Annotated in this window: 14 protein-coding genes; 11 read left to right on the top strand and 3 right to left on the bottom strand. The window is 47.9% G+C overall.

The genetic code is table 11. The features are described 5' to 3' along the window. The first annotated feature begins 6 nt into the window (after window positions 1–6). The 9 genes from ureE (at window position 7) to BMZ72_RS15140 (ending at window position 8,956) form a co-directional block, all read left to right on the top strand. Entirely contained in the window at window positions 7–510 is a 504-nt protein-coding gene (ureE, locus tag BMZ72_RS15180) for an urease accessory protein UreE (RefSeq protein WP_089809648.1), read from the top strand. Between the two features lie 6 nt (window positions 511–516). Then, a complete protein-coding gene (locus tag BMZ72_RS15175) occupies window positions 517–1,203 on the top strand; it encodes an urease accessory protein UreF (RefSeq protein WP_089809646.1) in 687 nt (228 codons plus the stop codon). Window positions 1,204–1,260: 57 nt separating this feature from the next. Continuing rightward, window positions 1,261–1,899, top strand: a complete 639-nt coding sequence (gene ureG / locus BMZ72_RS15170; RefSeq protein WP_089809644.1) for an urease accessory protein UreG — start codon at window positions 1,261–1,263, stop codon at window positions 1,897–1,899. After that, on the top strand, window positions 1,896–2,678 hold the full coding sequence (locus BMZ72_RS15165) for an urease accessory protein UreD (RefSeq protein WP_089809642.1): 783 nt from the start codon (window positions 1,896–1,898) through the stop codon (window positions 2,676–2,678). Before ureG ends, BMZ72_RS15165 begins: the two co-directional genes overlap by 4 nt. Window positions 2,679–2,690: 12 nt before the next feature. Further along, window positions 2,691–3,392 carry an urease accessory protein UreH domain-containing protein gene (locus BMZ72_RS15160; RefSeq protein WP_089809640.1) on the top strand — a complete coding sequence of 234 codons (702 nt, stop codon included), beginning with the start codon at window positions 2,691–2,693 and terminating at the stop codon, window positions 3,390–3,392. 179 nt (window positions 3,393–3,571) lie between these two features. Beyond that, on the top strand, window positions 3,572–4,984 hold the full coding sequence (gene gndA / locus BMZ72_RS15155) for an NADP-dependent phosphogluconate dehydrogenase (protein ID WP_089809638.1): 1,413 nt from the start codon (window positions 3,572–3,574) through the stop codon (window positions 4,982–4,984). A 53-nt stretch (window positions 4,985–5,037) separates the two neighbouring features. Then, a complete protein-coding gene (gene zwf / locus BMZ72_RS15150) occupies window positions 5,038–6,543 on the top strand; it encodes a glucose-6-phosphate dehydrogenase (RefSeq protein WP_089809636.1) in 1,506 nt (501 codons plus the stop codon). 5 nt (window positions 6,544–6,548) lie between these two features. After that, the gene (gene pgl / locus BMZ72_RS15145) at window positions 6,549–7,274 is read left to right on the top strand and encodes a 6-phosphogluconolactonase (RefSeq protein ID WP_089809634.1); all 726 of its coding nucleotides are present in this window, start codon (window positions 6,549–6,551) and stop codon (window positions 7,272–7,274) included. A gap of 233 nt (window positions 7,275–7,507) precedes the next feature. Beyond that, window positions 7,508–8,956, top strand: coding sequence for an alpha-L-fucosidase (locus tag BMZ72_RS15140; RefSeq protein WP_089809632.1), 1,449 nt, complete (start codon window positions 7,508–7,510; stop codon window positions 8,954–8,956). A 1-nt stretch (window position 8,957) separates the two neighbouring features. Here the strand turns inward: BMZ72_RS15140 and BMZ72_RS15135 are convergent, their stop codons facing one another. The 3 genes from BMZ72_RS15135 to BMZ72_RS15125 all read right to left on the bottom strand — a co-directional run bounded on the left by BMZ72_RS15135 (window position 8,958) and on the right by BMZ72_RS15125 (window position 14,439). Further along, the gene (locus tag BMZ72_RS15135) at window positions 8,958–11,771 is read right to left on the bottom strand and encodes a S8 family peptidase (RefSeq protein ID WP_089809630.1); all 2,814 of its coding nucleotides are present in this window, start codon (window positions 11,769–11,771) and stop codon (window positions 8,958–8,960) included. Between the two features lie 250 nt (window positions 11,772–12,021). Continuing rightward, a complete protein-coding gene (locus BMZ72_RS15130; RefSeq protein ID WP_089809628.1) occupies window positions 12,022–13,581 on the bottom strand; it encodes an FMN-binding glutamate synthase family protein in 1,560 nt (519 codons plus the stop codon). Between the two features lie 39 nt (window positions 13,582–13,620). After that, the gene (locus tag BMZ72_RS15125; protein WP_089809626.1) at window positions 13,621–14,439 is read right to left on the bottom strand and encodes a mechanosensitive ion channel family protein; all 819 of its coding nucleotides are present in this window, start codon (window positions 14,437–14,439) and stop codon (window positions 13,621–13,623) included. Window positions 14,440–14,590: 151 nt separating this feature from the next. Between BMZ72_RS15125 and BMZ72_RS15120 the strand changes: the two genes are divergently transcribed. Continuing rightward, on the top strand, window positions 14,591–17,191 hold the full coding sequence (locus tag BMZ72_RS15120; protein WP_089809624.1) for a family 20 glycosylhydrolase: 2,601 nt from the start codon (window positions 14,591–14,593) through the stop codon (window positions 17,189–17,191). A 235-nt stretch (window positions 17,192–17,426) separates the two neighbouring features. After that, window positions 17,427–17,867: a universal stress protein gene (locus tag BMZ72_RS15115; protein ID WP_089809622.1), complete on the top strand. Its 441-nt coding sequence runs from the start codon at window positions 17,427–17,429 to the stop codon at window positions 17,865–17,867. The last annotated feature ends 57 nt before the right edge of the window (window positions 17,868–17,924 follow it).

Below are 17,924 nucleotides of genomic sequence, written 5' to 3'. Positions count from 1 at the left end.
ACAGCTATGATCATTATAGAAAAAATAGAAGGCAATATCGTTACCTGTCCGACAGAACCCCGGATCACTGATCCGTTGCAGCTGGAATGGTTTGAAACAGGGAAACGCGTATTGCGCCGCTATACACTTGGAGGACAGGAAGTGGCGCTACGTTTTATGCGGGAATCACCTATGCTGCAACAGGGGGATATTGTGTGGATGGATGATAAAAAAGCCATTGTGGTCAGCATTCTGCCGGCACAGGCCATTGTGCTGCGACCGGCAACGATGACGGATATGGCGACGATCTGTTATGAGATCGGGAATAAACACCTGCCACTTTTCCTGGATGGAAATGAGGTGCTGGTGCCATTTGAAGAACCTTTATTCCGCTGGCTGGAAGCAAAAGGATATTCACCGGCAAAAGAACTCCGGACACTGACCAATATGCTCAGAAGCAACGTCATTCCGCATGAACATGGCAGCTCCGGCTCCCTCTTCAGTAAGATCATGCAGCTGGCAGGAAAATAGCCCATTATGCACACCTGGTTACCATACCTTTTACATTTAAGCGATCCTACTTTGCCGATAGGGGCGTATACGCATTCCGGCGGACTGGAAACCTATGTGCAACAGGGACTTGTCAAAGACGGTCCGGGCGCAGCTGCTTTTATCCGTAATATGCTGGAACATAATCTGCCTTATAACGACGCCTTATTTGCCGTACTGGCTTATCGTGCTGCAATGGAGGGAGATATTGCCGCCATCGTGGCACTGGATCAGGAATGCACTGCCTTAAAAGCGCCACAGGAGTTGCGGATGGCCAGTCAGAAACTGGGCGTCCGGCTGTTAAAGTTGTTATCTCCACTGGTCGTACATGCTACCGGTGAATGCTACCGGGAGCAGATAAAAGCAGGAGAAGCACTTGGGCATTACTGTCTGGTATTTGGTGTGTATGCCGCTTTATCCGGTATTCCACTGGAAGAGGCGCTAACCGCCTTTTATTACAATGCTGCCACCGGTATGGTAACTAACAGTGTAAAGCTGATTCCGCTGGGTCAGCAGCAGGGGCAACAGATCCTTTTTGAACTGTTGCCGGAGTTGCCGGCGCTGGTTGCGCGTACACTGGAGATACCCCGTGATATGGCAGGACGTTGCAGCTTCGGATTTGATATCAGAAGTATGCAGCATGAACGTTTGTATTCGAGATTGTACATGTCTTAAGCACGGCGCGTATGTACGCGCGTACCGTATATTTTCATTTTGTAAACAGTTGCGACAATGGAAGCACGCAGATATATCAAGATAGGCGTAGCCGGCCCTGTGGGTGCAGGAAAAACCGCATTGATAGAAAGACTGTCCAGACAATTGCATCAGCAGTATAGTCTGGCGGTGATCACCAACGATATCTACACAAAAGAAGATGCTGAATTCCTGGTGACCAATAGCCTGTTGCCAGCCGAAAGGATTATTGGTGTGGAAACAGGCGGTTGTCCGCATACCGCTATCCGGGAAGATGCCAGTATGAACCTGGAAGCCGTAGAAGAAATAGCTACCCGTTTTCCGGATGTGGAGATCATATTCATTGAAAGCGGTGGAGATAACCTTTCCGCCACTTTCAGCCCCGATCTGGCAGATGTGACCATCTTTGTCATTGACGTCGCGGAAGGCGATAAAATACCCCGTAAAGGCGGACCAGGTATCACCCGTTCAGACCTGCTGGTGATCAACAAGATAGACCTGGCGCCTTATGTAGGAGCGAGTCTGGAAGTAATGGAGCGGGATGCCCGTAAAATGCGCCAGGGCAGACCTTTTGTATTCACTAACCTGATGACGCTGGACGGACTGGATACCGTCATCGGCTGGATCAGAAAGTATGCGTTACTGGAAGCCGTGGAGGAGCCGGCATTGCTGCAATGACCAGTGAACTGGATATCAGGGCTGCTGCCAGAGGAACGCATACCTATCTGCAACACTGTTATTTTACCCGGCCATTTAAAGTGGCGGATATTAGTGGTAGCAGGAAAGGCGATCTGCATCTGACCATGATGACGGCTTCGCCGGGTATACTGGATGGAGATTTTTACCAGATCTCCATCAGCCTGGAAAAGGATACTTCTGTACACCTGTATACGCAGGCGTATCAACGGATCTTTAACATGCAGCATGGCGCCAGACAGCGTTTACTGGTAAAGATGGCGGAAGGCAGTAGTCTGTATTATCTGCCGCATCCTTCAGTGCCGCATGAGGACTCTGTATTTGATAGTATCAGCCGTATCGAAATGGAAGACAATTGCCGGTTATTATGGGGAGAGATCATTACCTGCGGAAGAAAGCTGAGCGGAGAAGTGTTCCGTTGCCGTTACTACCGGAATACACTGGAACTGTGGCAGGATAAGCGTTTATTATTCAGGGATGTAACGGTGTTGGAACCGGCTGTTATATCACCGGTCAATACAGGCCAATGGGAAACATATTCGCATCAGGCGTCCCTGTTATGGTATGATAAACAACAGGATATGACAGCGATGGGAGACGTGATACACGAATGTCTGTCAGCAGAAAAAGACATTACCGCCGGTGTATCTCGCACAGCCTCAGGTGCTTTGCTGTTGCGGGTGCTGGGGCAGGGCGGAGAACAGTTATACGCGCTATTTAAAAAGATAGCCCTGTTGACAGGCGCAGAAAGAAAACTCTAAAATCAGGGGTGTATGGATACAGAATTGCAGGTCTTGATACTGACAGCGATTACGATCAGCTGTCTGCACACGGTGACGGGACCCGATCACTATATCCCCTTTATTGCCCTGAGCAGGGTAAGAGGCTGGAAGATAGGGAAGACGGTGGCCTGGACCTTACTGTGCGGTATTGCGCATGTGGGGAGCTCTGTATTGCTTGGATTGCTGGGTATTGGACTGGGCTGGTCTCTGTCCAGGATCAGCGGTGTGGAAGACCTGCGGGGAGGACTGGCGGGATGGGCCCTGCTGACCTTCGGATTATTATATACGATCTGGGGACTGAAACGGGCCTGGAGCAATAAAGTGCATAAACATTTTGACGTGTATGACAATGGAGAGATCTACGTGTATGAACATAAACACGGGGAGATTGTTTATCCACAGGAGAGAATGAAAGTCACCCCCTGGGTAATGCTGATCATTTTCGGGTTAGGACCCTGTGAACCATTGATCCCGTTGCTGACCTACCCGGCGGCACAGCATTCCACATACGGTATGACCCTGCTGATAGTGAGTTTTACGTTGTTTACACTGCTGACGATGACAGGGATGGTGTTGTTGGGTTATTATGGGTTTTCTGTATTGAAAACCAGTCGTTTGGAGCGTTATGTACATGCCCTTGGAGGCCTGACCATCCTCATATGCGGCATCGGAATGGTGTACCTGGGATGGTAAGATTTAAGGAAAATTTAAGAGTCGCCCAAACATTGCATTTATCGCGGATTCTAATGTACAAATGGCGGCAATTAACATAGGATGTTCATAGTTTTGTCAGGACCGGTAATAGTATTTGCAATTGGTAATTGATAATTCGTACTTTTACTTCATTCTTTTAGGCACTTACACGATAATTTATGGCACAAAGCGTATTCGATTTTGGCATGATTGGTCTGGGCGTAATGGGGCGTAACCTATTACTGAACATGGCTGATCATGGTTTTTCCGTTATTGGTTTTGATAAAGATAGTACCAAGACCGGGGCTCTGGAATCGGCTGCTACAGCTGGCACTACTGTAAAGGGAGTGGCAGAACTGGCAACCATGGTACAGTTACTGGAGCGTCCGCGCAAGCTGATGATGTTGGTACCGGCCGGCCAGCCGGTGGATGATGTGATCGAATCACTGATCCCACTACTGGAAAAAGGTGATGTTGTGATCGACGGTGGTAACTCACATTATACAGATACATTACGCAGAGTAAAATACCTGCGCGAAAAAGGTATTCATTTCATGGGCATCGGCGTATCAGGCGGTGAGAAAGGCGCCCGTACGGGACCTAGCATCATGCCAGGTGGCGATAAGGAAGCTTATGAAAAAGTAAGACCAATGCTGGAAGCAATTTCTGCAAAGGTAAATGGTGAACCATGCGTTGCCTACCTCGGTAGGGAAGGTGCTGGTCATTACGTTAAAATGGTGCACAATGGCATCGAGTATTCCATCATGCAGCTGATCAGCGAAGCATATGCATTGCTGAAGCAGGCAGGACTGGATAACGATCAACTGCACCAGATATTTAAAACCTGGAATGAAGGTGATCTGCAATCTTTCCTGATTGAGATCACAGCGGATATCTTCCTGCAGAAAGATGACAAAACCAGCGCAAGACTGGTAGATGTGATCTCTGATAAAGCAGGTTCAAAAGGTACCGGTAAATGGACTTCCCAGGATGCAATGGATCTGCCGGTAGCTATTCCGGTGATCGATACAGCAGTTGCACTGCGTACCGTATCCGGTTATAAAGAAGAACGCGTTCAGGCGGCTGCTTTATACAAGACACCGGATGCAAAACTCAATGTACCGGTAGAAACCTGGATCAAACAGGTGCATGATGCATTACATTTCGGTATCATCATCAGCTATGCACAGGGTCTGGCGATGCTGCACCAGGCATCCAAAGAACTGCAAATGGAAATTCCTTTACCAGAAGCAGTAAAAGTATGGAGAGGCGGTTGTATCATCCGTTCTACCCTCCTGGAAGTATACACACAGGCTTACAAAGCTGCTCCGGAATTACCTAATATCTTACTGGACAAGAACATTGCAGCCCTCGTGGAAGGCGCAATCGCCAACACACGTGCCGTAGTAGCACAGGCTGCACAGACAGGCGCCATCGCAGCAGGCACCATGTCAGCACTGGCTTACTTCGACGCTTACCGCACAGAGCGTATGCCGACCAACCTGGTACAGGCACAACGCGATTACTTCGGTGCACATACCTATCAGCGTATAGATATACCTGGTAGTTTCCATACCGTTTGGGGAGAATAAAAAGTATTGAGAGTCCGCCACAGGCGGACTCTCAGCTATAAAATATAGTTGTTATGCAGAATCATAAACGTCCGCCTGCTTCCATCATCTTCATCTTCGGCGGCAGCGGTGACCTGAATTACAGAAAACTTTCGCCGGCTTTATACAACCTGTTCCTCGATAATTACATGCCGGAAAAATTTGCAATTGCCGGTATTGGCCGTAGCCCATATGACAATAGCGCTTACAGGGAACGTTTGCTGGATGGTATCAAGAAGTTCTCCCGTCGTAAAGGAGAGCAGAATGGCCACTGGGACGATTTCAGTCAGCATGTTACCTATTTGCAGATGGACGCGGAAGACAGATCCGCTTACAGCGCTATCACTGATTATGTAAAGGCAAAAGAAGAAGAATGGGGTGAACATCCTAATGTTATCTTCTATCTGTCAGTTGCTCCGCAGCTGATGCCTGCTATCGCACAGAAACTGGGTTCCCTGAACCTTTGCAGCGATAAGCACAGCACCCGTATCGTGGTAGAAAAGCCATTCGGTCATGACCTGCAAAGTGCACATGAACTGAATGAACTGCTGTTAAGCATGTTCTCTGAAGAACAGATCTACCGTATTGACCACTACCTCGGTAAAGAAACCGTACAGAACCTCATCGCGCTGCGTTTTGCGAATGCGCTGTTTGAGCCTTTATGGAATCGAAACTACATAGATCACATACAGATCACCGCTTCCGAAACCGTAGGCCTGGAAGGTCGTGGCGGTTACTACGAGAACTCCGGTGCACTGCGCGATATGGTGCAGAACCACATCCTGCAGGTAATGTGTATGATCGCTATGGAAGCGCCTGTATCATTCGATGCAAACGAGATCCGTAACAAGAAAGTGGACGTACTGAACGCAATCCGTAAGTTCACCAAGGATAAGATCCATGAGAACGCTGTACGTGGTCAGTATTCTGCTGGCTGGAGACAAGGTAAACAGATGCCTGGTTACCGTGAAGAGAAAGGTGTAGATCCTGAATCAGCTACTGAAACTTACGCAGCCGTTAAATTCTATGTTGACAACTGGCGCTGGCAGGGTGTACCGTTCTATGTACGTACCGGTAAGAACATGCACCAGAAAGCGACCAATATCACGCTGCAGTTCCGTCAGGCGCCGCACTACGCGTTCCCTGCCGAATCAGCAGAAACATGGCGTCCAAACCGCCTGACCATCAGCATCCAGCCGGAAATGGATATCCGTATCCGCTTCCAGGCAAAACGCCCGGGTCAGAGCATGGAACTGGACCCAGTGGAAATGGTATTCAACTTCGATCGTCAGTACGGTGATGACCATGCGCCTGAAGCATACGAAACACTGCTGCTGGATGTAATGGAAGGAGATGCTACCCTGTTCATGCGTGCTGACCAGGTAGAAGCTGCCTGGAAAGTGGTAATGCCGATCCTGGAAACATGGGAATCCCGCACTCCGGTTGACTTCCCTAACTACGCTCCTGATTCCTGGGGTCCTGAAGATGCAGACGCCATGATCGCAAGAGATGGACATGCCTGGATCAATCTACCTAAATAAGAGAAATGGAATTACACATAGCAAAGAACACCCAGGAACTGAGTGAAAACCTGGCCGCCTGGATCAGCAATTACATCCAGGAAGTATTACAGGACCAGCCCATCTTTACATGGGCGCTCTCCGGGGGAAGTACGCCAAAGGCATTATACACGCTGCTCACAAAAGAGCCTTATAAACTGATCATCCCATGGGAGAAAATTCACTTCTTCTGGGGCGACGAAAGGGCTGTACCTTTTGAAGATGAGCGTAACAATGCCCGTATGGCTTACGAAACCCTGCTGGACGTAGTAGGTGTACCTTCTGAAAATATCCATGTAATGCGCACGGATATCGAACCGGAAGCCGCAGCAAAAGAATACGAGTCTATCCTGAAGCAATACTTCGAAGACAGCGATACCACTTTTGATCTCGTACTGTTAGGTATGGGCGACGACGGACATACCCTGTCCCTCTTCCCCGGTCTGCCGATCGTACACGAAAAGAAAGCGTGGGTAAAAGCCTTCTTCCTGCAGGCGCAGGATATGTACCGTATCACACTGACGGCTCCAGTTGTAAATGAAGCTGCCTGCGTAGTATTCATGGCTACCGGTAACGGTAAAGCCCTGACGCTGAAAAGTGTAATAGAAGGCGACTTCGACGCTGAAAAATTCCCTTCCCAGCTGATCCGTCCACAGGATGGAGAACTGCACTGGTTTGTGGATGAAGCAGCTGCAGGAGCGCTGGAGATGTAAATAAAATCAACAGGATAGTCACTGACTATCCACTGAAATAACCAACAGAATAGGCTGTTTGCTATATGGCAGACAGCCTATTTCTATTTAATTCACCGGCTGAGCTGATGACGCCTTCACATTCCCTGAATATACTACCGGTTCAGGTGCAGATGCTATTAGGAATTCATGCCCTGTCATTTTATATTTAAATATCGTTTATCAATCACGGTCTCTTACTATCAACTACTGTTATGAAAAAGATCATTCTCTATGCAGCCGCATTCCTCTTAGGCTGTGCGCCACTGGCCGCCCAGAAATATTCTGCCGACTGGGCATCGTTGAACAAGCGAGGTATCCCTGCCTGGTTCAATCAGGCGAAGTTCGGGATCTTCATACACTGGGGTGTGTATGCGGTACCTTCCTTTGCAGTGGTCGGTCCGGGTGGTTATTCAGAATGGTACTGGTATCAGCTGGATGGTGCTAATGATGAAACGCATAAGAAAGTACGCGCTTTTCATGATAAAAACTATGGAAAGGACTTTGGCTATCAGCAGTTTGAATCACAGTTCAAAGCCGAGTTATTTGATCCTGCACAGTGGGCCGACGTCTTCAAACGTTCCGGTGCCAAATATGTCGTGCTGACCTCCAAACACCATGAAGGCTACTGCCTCTGGGATAATAAACAGGCTGATTCTGTATGGGGCAGACCCTGGAATGCCGTGACCGGTACACCTAAAAGAGACCTGCTGGGTGACCTGACCAGCGAGGTAAGAAAAGCCGGACTGAAAATGGGATATTATTACTCCTTATACGAGTGGTTCAACCCACTCTGGAAGAAAGACAAGGCCAGCTACGTGAAAAACGTGATGACGCCTCAGTTCAAAGACCTGGTGACCCGTTATAAACCTTCTGTGATCTTCTCTGACGGAGAATGGGAACAGTCAGATACCGCCTGGCACAGTGCGGAATTGCTGGCCTGGTTATTCAATGAATCACCTGTAAAGGACGAAGTAGCGGTGGATGATCGCTGGGGTAGCAATACCAGGGGACATAACAACGGCGCTACCTATCTGACTTCTGAATATGGGAGTGGTATGCAGCCGGGTGTGGTATGGGAAGAAAGCCAGGGTATTGGCAGTTCCTATGGTTACAACCGGATGGAGACAGTAAATGATTACAAAAAGAGTAATGACCTGGTCGTATTGCTGGTTGACATCGTATCCCGTGGTGGTAACCTCTTACTGGATATCGGCCCCACCGCTGATGGCAGAATTCCGGTGATCATGCAGCAACGCCTGGTGGATATCGGCGCCTGGCTGGAAATCAATGGAGAAGCTATTTACAATACCACACCATGGAAAGAAACTCGTCAATGGAGTGCGGGCAACCGTCCGGTGGTAAAGGAAGCCAGCTTTATGTCAGACTATAACGTTGCCAGGATGATAAAGCCTTCCAAAGAATATGCACACATCGAGCTATTCTTTACGAAAAAGGACGACGCTTTATACTGTATCGCAACTGGTTATACTCCACAGCTGCGTATCAAAGACTTTACACCGGCTAAACAGGCGAAAGCAGTGATTCTGGGCAGTGACAAAGCCTTCACCTGGAAACAGCAGGGAAAAGACTGCGTAGTAGATCTGTCGGGCTTACGTCCGGGTGATCTTGGTAACAATATGTTCGTTGTGAAGATCAGATAGTTTAATCACCCGCTTTAATAAAGCGTTTTACAAATATTTTCTGAGCGCCCTCGTATATCACACACAGGTATACGCCGGGCGCTATTCCTTTTAGGGAATATGTCTGTCGTACACTGGTAAGCGGGCCTATAAAGATGGTACGTCCGGTCATGTCTGCGATCCGTACCTGGAAGTCGCCCAGTCTGTTGCTGATCAGGGTTAATTCCTGTCCTGCCGGTACCGGGAAAAGGTGGAAATCCTGGTTGATCAGCAGCTGTATCGACTGGATATCAGAATAGATGATCCGTCCGTCTGTCAGCTCCAGTTTAACCCTGTAATAGAAGATGCCGGAACGTCCCGGAATATCTTTAAAGATGTAAGTATCTTCCGCACCAATATCCTGTGAAGAAAGCGTCACAAAATCATTCCCCTGCAGTCTTTCCCAATAAACTTTCTTTATCCGCAGTAAAGAACTCAGCACCACGGAAATATCAACACTGTTATCTTCCATTACATCAGCCAGGACCTGCCGGAAGAAGCAGCTAACACCCTGCTGGTCATAGTTGTAGGTGCTGCTCTGCATACCGGTCCATCCATCTTTATGCACAGGACGGATGGTGATAAAGGAAGAATGTAACTGGGTTTTAGGGATAGAGAGGATGGTATCAGGAGTGAGTGTCAGCCGGGAGAGGGTTTGTCCTGTCACCGTCTGTACATCATAGGCGGCTGCATTTTGTATGCTCCGCCAGTAGACCTGCAACGTATCCGGACAGTTAAAGCCGATATTGATCCCTACGGGTGGCGATATATTGAAAGGAGCGCTGATCCAGCTGGTATCTGTAGCTGTGATACGCAGTAAACCCTGACTGAATACTGCCGGGATATTCCAGCGGGTATTGCCGGCATATAAGGGGATATTGGCTGCGATGATCGTCCAGGTAGCGCCACTGTCGATACTGTAAGCCAGTGTGCCATTGCCGGGATGCAGGGTGCGCCAGCGAACGGATATATTGCTGCCGGAAATGAGTTGTTCCCCTGCCGCCGGATATTGCCATTCAAAAGAAGATACCGGCACAAACTGATACGCCAGTGAAAAACGTTGTGTAGTACCAGCACGTAGCTGACCGGCGCGTACGATCAACTCTCCTTTGCCTGCTGTCGGCATATCGATGGTGATCTGTTCAATGTTATTCAGGGTATCACGTCCCTTATAGGCAGGTTTCTTTAGTGAATCTGCATGTGGATAAGTGCTCAATACCCAGGGAAGGTGCTGCTTTCCGGTTTCTTCTGTAAAAGAAAGGTCCAGGTCATTCAGCAGGGCTTTTACGGCCAGCTCTGAAGCCGGAGGATCATTCCATACGAGTGTTGCTTTTAGAAGGGCTGTATTAGCCGGGATCGTCAGTGGAAAACTGGCGGTATTATTCGCAGCAACTACGCCGCTGAATACGTGTTTATCCTTTATTGTTTTTACAGCCGCCAATGCGTTCAGGATACCAAAACCGCTGCTATAATCCGGGCCGGGTGTACCGGTATCATCCGCACTATTGATCAGTATCGCTTTTACCATGGAGGCGGATGGCCTTCCGCTATATGTCTGCATATAAGCCTCCTGTACCAGTGTGGCAATGCCGGTGGTAGTCGCAGCTGCGTCTGATGTACCGGCTTGTCCGAAGGCAACCACCTGCGGCGTAATGCGTCCGTCAAAAGTGGGTCCTTTGGAACTTAGTGCGGGTACAAAGTAATTGGTATCTACGCCGCCGGCTATGAGTACATTTTTGGATTGTTTGAAAGTACCGCTCAGGTTAGCGTACCCCGTCAGGCCTTTATAAAGTCCCTCCTGTGGGGCCGTATTGCCGATATTACCAGAAGAAAAGACATGTAACAGGGTATCCAGTGTAAACACCTGCGCGTCATATGCGGCCGCTTCTGCGGCATATTGGTTTTCGATGGTGGTACCGTAGGAGTGATTCTGCAGACTGATACCTGCGTTTTTGAAGTAATCATTTGGATCGGGCAGGAGGCGCAGGTAGTCGGAAGAACTGAGCCTTGCTTTGATTGCTACGCCTTTTCCTCTTAGCCCTGCATTCCCGGTCCCTGCGATCAGGGTGGCCATCATGGTCGCATGCGGATTCAGGGTATTGGCAGCCAGGGGAGAAGGAACTGATTTGCCCAGCAGGTCAATGTCTGTTGTGTCAAACAGTTCTTCCTTGATGCCCACGATATGATGTGCCCCCTGCAGATCAGGATATTGTTGCTGTAATGCGTTAATAAAGTCAATGGAAGGTAATGCATTGTTGATGATCACCTCTGTTTGCGGTGTACGTAATCTGTCGGCAAAACGTACCTGTTCCTGTGCGGTGAATAATACCCAGTCTCTCTTCTGCACGACTGCCAGCGCCACCGGGTAATCCGTCGCAATACTGAAAGGACGGCAATAGCGTAACTGCCGGATGTCCTGTGTATAAGATACCTGTACCCGTATGCTATCCTGCAACGTAGTTTTACTCAGTTCCTGTACCAGCTGATCGCTGCATTTCCAGTTATAATTCGCTTTATTAATAGTGAGCACCTTTTTGACCTCTGCAGTATCAAATCTGACATCCTGCAGGATGTGATGTTCACTGCTTAATGAGCGGACGAGTCCATGTCTGGACAGCACTTCATTCCCCGGAAAATCCCTGAATCTGACCAGAAAATAGGGCGAAGCCTGGCCGCTGGTATCTGCATACAGGACACTGATACTGTCAATGCGCAGACGTTCCTGTGCAAATAGTTGAGATACAATGCATAGGTGAAGTAAAAGGAATAGACTGAATTTCAGCAAGCGGGCATTCATGGATGGGCAACAATTTTAGTTTTGGTCGACAGAATGAATGTAGTAAAAAAATTAAGAATTAAGGATTAAGAATTAAGAATTGGGGAAATCATTGCCTGTATAAAAAGCAAATGCGCTTCAACATTTGAAGCGCATTTGCTTTTTATTTGTTTTAAAGACTAACTCTGAAAATAAATCATTTTTGAAAATCCTATTGCCTCAGATTCTTAATCCTTAATTTTTAATTCTTAATTGCCACAAGCGCAGCGCTCTACTGCCATTTATCAATACTGATCGTCTCCATTTCCTGACTATTCAGCAATCCTCCTACCTGTGCACCCGGATAGATCTCTTCAAAGGTCTTCACCTGGTTCATAAACACACGACGGGAAATATGACTACGGGTAATACCGTGCGGTGTATCCAGTCCGGCGGCAGCAGCGAGTTCGATCGCGCTTTCGATGGTATCCTGGTGATAGTTGGCCACACGATGTTTTTTATCATCCACCACAAGACCAGCCATCAGCCATTTGTCCTGGGTAGCCACGCCGGTTGGACACTTGTTGGTATTACACACCAGGGCCTGTATACAACCCAGGGCCATCATCATTGCACGTGCACTGTTGCAGGCGTCAGCACCTAATGCCATGGCACGGAGCAGATGGAAACCTGTGAGTACTTTACCGGATGCGATCAGTTTTACTTTATGACGGATGTTGTAGCCGGTCAGGGTATCATGTACAAAAGCCAGCGCATCCATCAGGGGCATACCTACTGAGTTGGAGAATTCAGGAGGCGCTGCACCGGTACCACCTTCACCACCATCAACAGTGATAAAGTCAGGATAAAAGCCGGTTTCCAGCATCGCTTTACAGATGGCATGGAACTCTCTTTTCTGACCAATACAGAGCTTAAAACCAACAGGCTTACCATCGCTCAGCTGACGCATACGGGAGATGAACTGCACCATCTGTCTTGGAGAACCGAATGCAGTATGATAAGGAGGTGAAGCAACAGTGGTGTGCGGTTTCACGTGACGGATCGCTGCAATCTCAGGCGTGTTCTTGGACGCAGGTAATATACCACCGTGTCCTGGTTTTGCACCCTGTGATATTTTCAGTTCGATCATCTTGATATTGGGGAGGGCGCATTTTTCGGAGAACAATTTCTCATCAAAATTACCTTCCGCATTACGACAACCAAAATAACCGGTACCGATCTGCCAGATGATATCACCGCCCTGGTTCAGGTGGTGTTCACTGATACCGCCCTCGCCGGTATTATGTGCAAAACCGCCCAGTTTGGCGCCTCCGTTCAGTGCTTCTACCGCATTGGAACTGAGGGAACCATAACTCATGGCTGACACATTCAGGATACTGGCAGAATAGGGCTGTTTACAGTCACTACCGCCAATCAGTACCCTTGGGTCTTTATTCATACTTTCGAATGCCCTTGGCGCAATGGAATGCGCCATCCACTCGTAACCTTCAGCGTATACATTGAACTGGGTACCAAACGGTTGAGAGTTTAATTCCCTTTTTGCACGCTGATAGATCGTGGAGCGGTCAACACGGTTGATCGGACTACCATCGATGTCGCTTTCTACGAAATACTGATAGATCTTCGGACGGATGTCCTCCATAAAATAGCGCAGACGACCCACAATCGGGTAGTTACGCATAATGGCATGTCTTTTTTGGGTGATATCCACCAATCCGGTGATAATCAATGGCGCAACCGGCACCAATAACCACCATGCCCAGGGAAAAAAGTATCCCAAACCGGTTATAAAAGCCAGGCTGACTAATGTAAAAGCAATAAATCCTTTCATATATAAGCTCCCTTTAATAAGGGGCTAAGATAGGAAAAATCAGATCAGCTTACCGTCCTTTAACACAGTGGTTATCTTTATAATGATTTCATTCTTTGTGTTTTCGAAAGTGCGTATGTCCTGGTTGATGATCCAGCAGGAAACAGTGACTTTGAGATTAGCCCCGTCTATATTCGAGAAATAGACAGCGGGCTCCTGTTTTTCAGAGAGATTATCCACATCCTTCAATGCAGCTGTGATCAGTTGCTTTATCTGCAAGGTACTGTCATGTACCGCCGGAACATTGAACGTGATCTCTGCCCGTCTTTCCGGTGTCAGGGAGTGATTGATGATTGGTTTCTGGAAGATCTCCTTGTTGGGGATAATGACATGCAGTCCATCCATTGTGCGGATCAGCGTAGAGCGCAGCTGTATTTCCTCCACATTACCCGTAAATCCATTGGTCTCTATCTGATGACCTACTTCAAAAGGCCGGCGGAAAGTGATAAAGATACCCGAGATGAAATTGGCCGTAAGGTCCTGGAAAGCAAAACCCAAAGCCAGACCGATGATACCGGCGCCGGCAAGGAGAGAAGACACCGCCTTTTCCAGTTTCAGTACATCCAGGGCGACAAACAGACCGATCAGGGTGACCAGCACAGATATCAGGTTAGCAAATAGGCCACTCAGGGCTGGCGTATGCGATACCTTTAGTACGAACTTATACACCAGCAGTTTGATCAGCCTGGCCAGAAAAAAGAATGCAATGACCACCAATGCGGCAACGGCCATATTAGGCAACATTTTAATCCCCGCAGCCGTCCATCTGTGTAGTTTATCAAATATCAGATCTCCCCAGTTCGAAGTATCGGTATTCATAATGAAGCTATTTTAAATGAGTAGATAAGTATGCTATCGTAATAACTGTGCCATCCGGATAAAAAGCGTAAACTGCGGAAAAACTTACACGATATCCGTTTGTTTTAAAAGGGTATCGCATTATCTTACAGGGATTAACTTCTTTCAGCTTATGCATTTTCGCCAATTATTACTCGCATGCGGACTATTCGCCGGGGCAGCAGCACCGGTGCATGCACAGGCGCCATTTGACGCCTCCAGGATTAAAGTTTCATGGGAAGTCGTGGAAAACAATCACCAGGGGAAAGCGCAGTTCCTGTCTGCATTTACGTTGGTTAACAACAGTAAAGTTCCCTTCCCTGCACAGGGCTGGCAATTGTATTTCAACTTCGTCAGGTCCATTAAACCAGGCCCTTTTGCCGGAGGGGTGACTGCCACGCATGTGAATGGTGATCTGTATAAACTGGCGCCCATAGCTGCGGGTAAAGGAATTGCTCCCGGCGATTCCCTGCGTATAGAAATTGTTGCAGATGCCTGGGCGGTGAACTTCACAGATGCACCGGATGGACTGTACCTGGTGTGGGACAAAGAACCTGCTAAAGGATATCGTATGAATCCGCTGGAAGTGCGTCCTTCCACGCAGCCGAAACAATACCTCCGTTTCCCGGGCGATAAAACCGCTCTGACTACCGCGGCAGATGTATTTGAACAGAATAAGGACATCAAAGATATGCCGGTGGCGCAACTACCTGCTGTATTCCCCACTCCGCAGGAAGTAATACCCGGTACCGGTACCTACACCCTGCAACCTGGTCTGCATATCAGTGCAGCGCCCACTTTTGCAAAGGAAGCAGCTTACCTGGCTGGTGAAATGAATACACTTTTCGGCACCACACCCGCCATCGGAGAAGGTAACGGTATTGCTTTGCAGCAGGACGCCAGTCTTGCGAAGGAAGCATATACGCTGACCATTACAACTGACGGCATTGTGATCAAAGCAGCTGATGCAGCAGGTGTTTTCTATGGTATACAGACCCTGAAAAGCATTCTGCCGGCCAATTCCTGGGCTACTAAACAAAAGGCAATATCCATAGCTGCTATGCAGGTAAAAGATGCACCACGTTATGGTTACCGTGCTTTTATGCTGGATGTATCACGCAACTTCCACAGCAAACAGGATGTACTGCGTTTGCTGGAAGTCATGTCTCTCTATAAACTGAACATCTTCCATTTTCATCTGACAGACGATGAAGGCTGGAGAATCGAAATACCATCCCTGCCGGAATTAACACAGGTGGGTGGCCGCCGCGGTCACACACTGGATGAAAAGGAATCGCTGATACCATCTTATGGTTCCGGACCTGAAGTAAATGATCCTGCAGGTAGCGGTTTCTTTACTAAACAGGACTTTCTGGAAATCCTGAAATATGCGACAGACCGTCACATCACCGTGATCCCGGAAATAGAAACACCTGGTCACGCACGTGCGGCTGTGAAAGCAATGGAAGCACGTTATGCAAAGTTCCAGGCACAGGGAAAAACCGCAGAGGCTACACAGTATCTGTTGTCTGATCTGCAGGATAAATCAGAATATCATTCTGTACAGAACTGGAATGATAACGTGATCAACGTCGCATTACCTTCTGTATATACCTTCCTCGATAAAGTGGTGGAAGAGCTGCAGGCTTACTACAAAGAAGCAGGCGCTCCGCTGGAATATGTACACATGGGTGGTGATGAAGTACCTGCCGGTGTATGGCAAAAATCACCGGTTGTACAGGACCTCATGCAGAAAGATAAATCCATTAAAAACACAGATGACCTGTGGTATTATTACTACAGTAAAGTGTACGATCTGCTGAAAGCACGCGGACTGAAACAATACGGATGGGAAGAAATGGGCATGCGCAAAACATCTATTGGTGGTAAGCCGCATAACATTCCGAATCCTCAGTTCAGTAACAACGAATTCATGGTGGATGTATGGAATAATGTCATGGGTGGTGGTGCAGAAGACCTGCCTTACAGACTGGCGAATGCCAACTACAAAGTGGTATTATCTGGTGTGAGCAACCTGTATTTTGACATGGCCTACATGAAGAGTTTTGAAGAACCAGGTTTCTACTGGGGTGGATTTGTAGACATCGACAAACCTTTCTACTTCATACCGGAAGATTATTACAAAAACTCTAAAGTAGATGCATTGGGCAATCGCCTGAATCCGGCTATTTTCCAGGGAAAAGATAAACTGACCGCTTATGGCGCTGAAAATATCGTTGGTGTACAGGGCCTGCTGTGGAGTGAAACGGTGAAGAATTCCGACAGGATGGAATACATGATCCTGCCGAAATTATTTGGTCTGGCAGAACGTGCCTGGGCAAAAAATCCTGAGTGGGCAACAGAGAAAGACAGCGCACGCAGTGAAGAACTGTATGGCAAAGCATGGAACACATTTGTAAACGTAGTTGGTAAAAAAGAACTGGTAAGACTGGATCATTACAACGGTGGCTACAACTATCGTATTCCGACACCAGGTCTTAAACTGACCAATGGTAGTGTGGCTGCTAATATCCAGCTGCCTGGTTTCACCATTCGTTATACCACTGATGGCAAGGAACCTAATGGCAAGAGTAAAGTATACACCGGTCCTGTTGCAGATAAAGGCACCCTGAAGTTCAAAGCATTTGATACCCGTGGAAGAAGTAGCAGAACAGCTACAACGGTTAATCCGCTGAGAGCACAGACACTGTCTACCGATGGAATAAAAAAATAACGAGGACGAATGACATTCGTTAGCTGCTAATACGTAGCTTTTTAAATAGAAAACGGGGCGCTTCAGCAATGAGGGGCCCCGTTTTTTATTAACCTGGCTTTAATGTCGCTTAAAAAACACTTAAATCATTCGCCTGATTGTCGCTTACTTATAGTAAATTTGCATAATAAATGGGCATGCTCCCGCCTGAACCTACTACAACACCACAACATAGCCACTTTAAAATCAGAAGTATATGTCAAAGATCATGATAGCTGTTGATCTTAGCAGCTATTCTGCAGGCGTTGTAGCTGCAGGTATAGAATTGGCCAGAAGTTCGAAAGCTCCGGTAGTATTATTGACCATCCTGGATAAAGCAGGAGAAGTAGTGCCGCTCATTGAAGCCGCAGGCGCGAGTTCAGATGAACTGAACGCCCATCTGAATCAGGTTGTATCCAGCCTGGAAGTTTACAAAGAAACTTATCCCGATGTAGACATCACCGTCAATGCTGTATTGGGTGCTCCTAATGAAGATATCCTGGAACAGGTTACTGAACAGGGTATCAGCACACTGGTGATGGGTACACATGGCCGTACAGGGCTTGATCACCTGCTGATCGGTAGTACGGCAGAGTTTGTAATCAGGCATTCTCCGGTGCCTGTACTGGTGGTACCATACAAGCGTTCAAAGCATTAAAATCTCATTAAAGTAGCCGTCCTGCGGGCATCGCCGTGCAACTTACACGTAGTTTTG

Origin of the sequence: Chitinophaga sp. YR627, from assembly GCF_900114995.1 — a bacterium.
Lineage (GTDB): Bacteria > Bacteroidota > Bacteroidia > Chitinophagales > Chitinophagaceae > Chitinophaga.
Note: the sequence above shows the minus strand (reverse complement) of the source record. Positions and strands in the feature narration are given on the sequence as shown.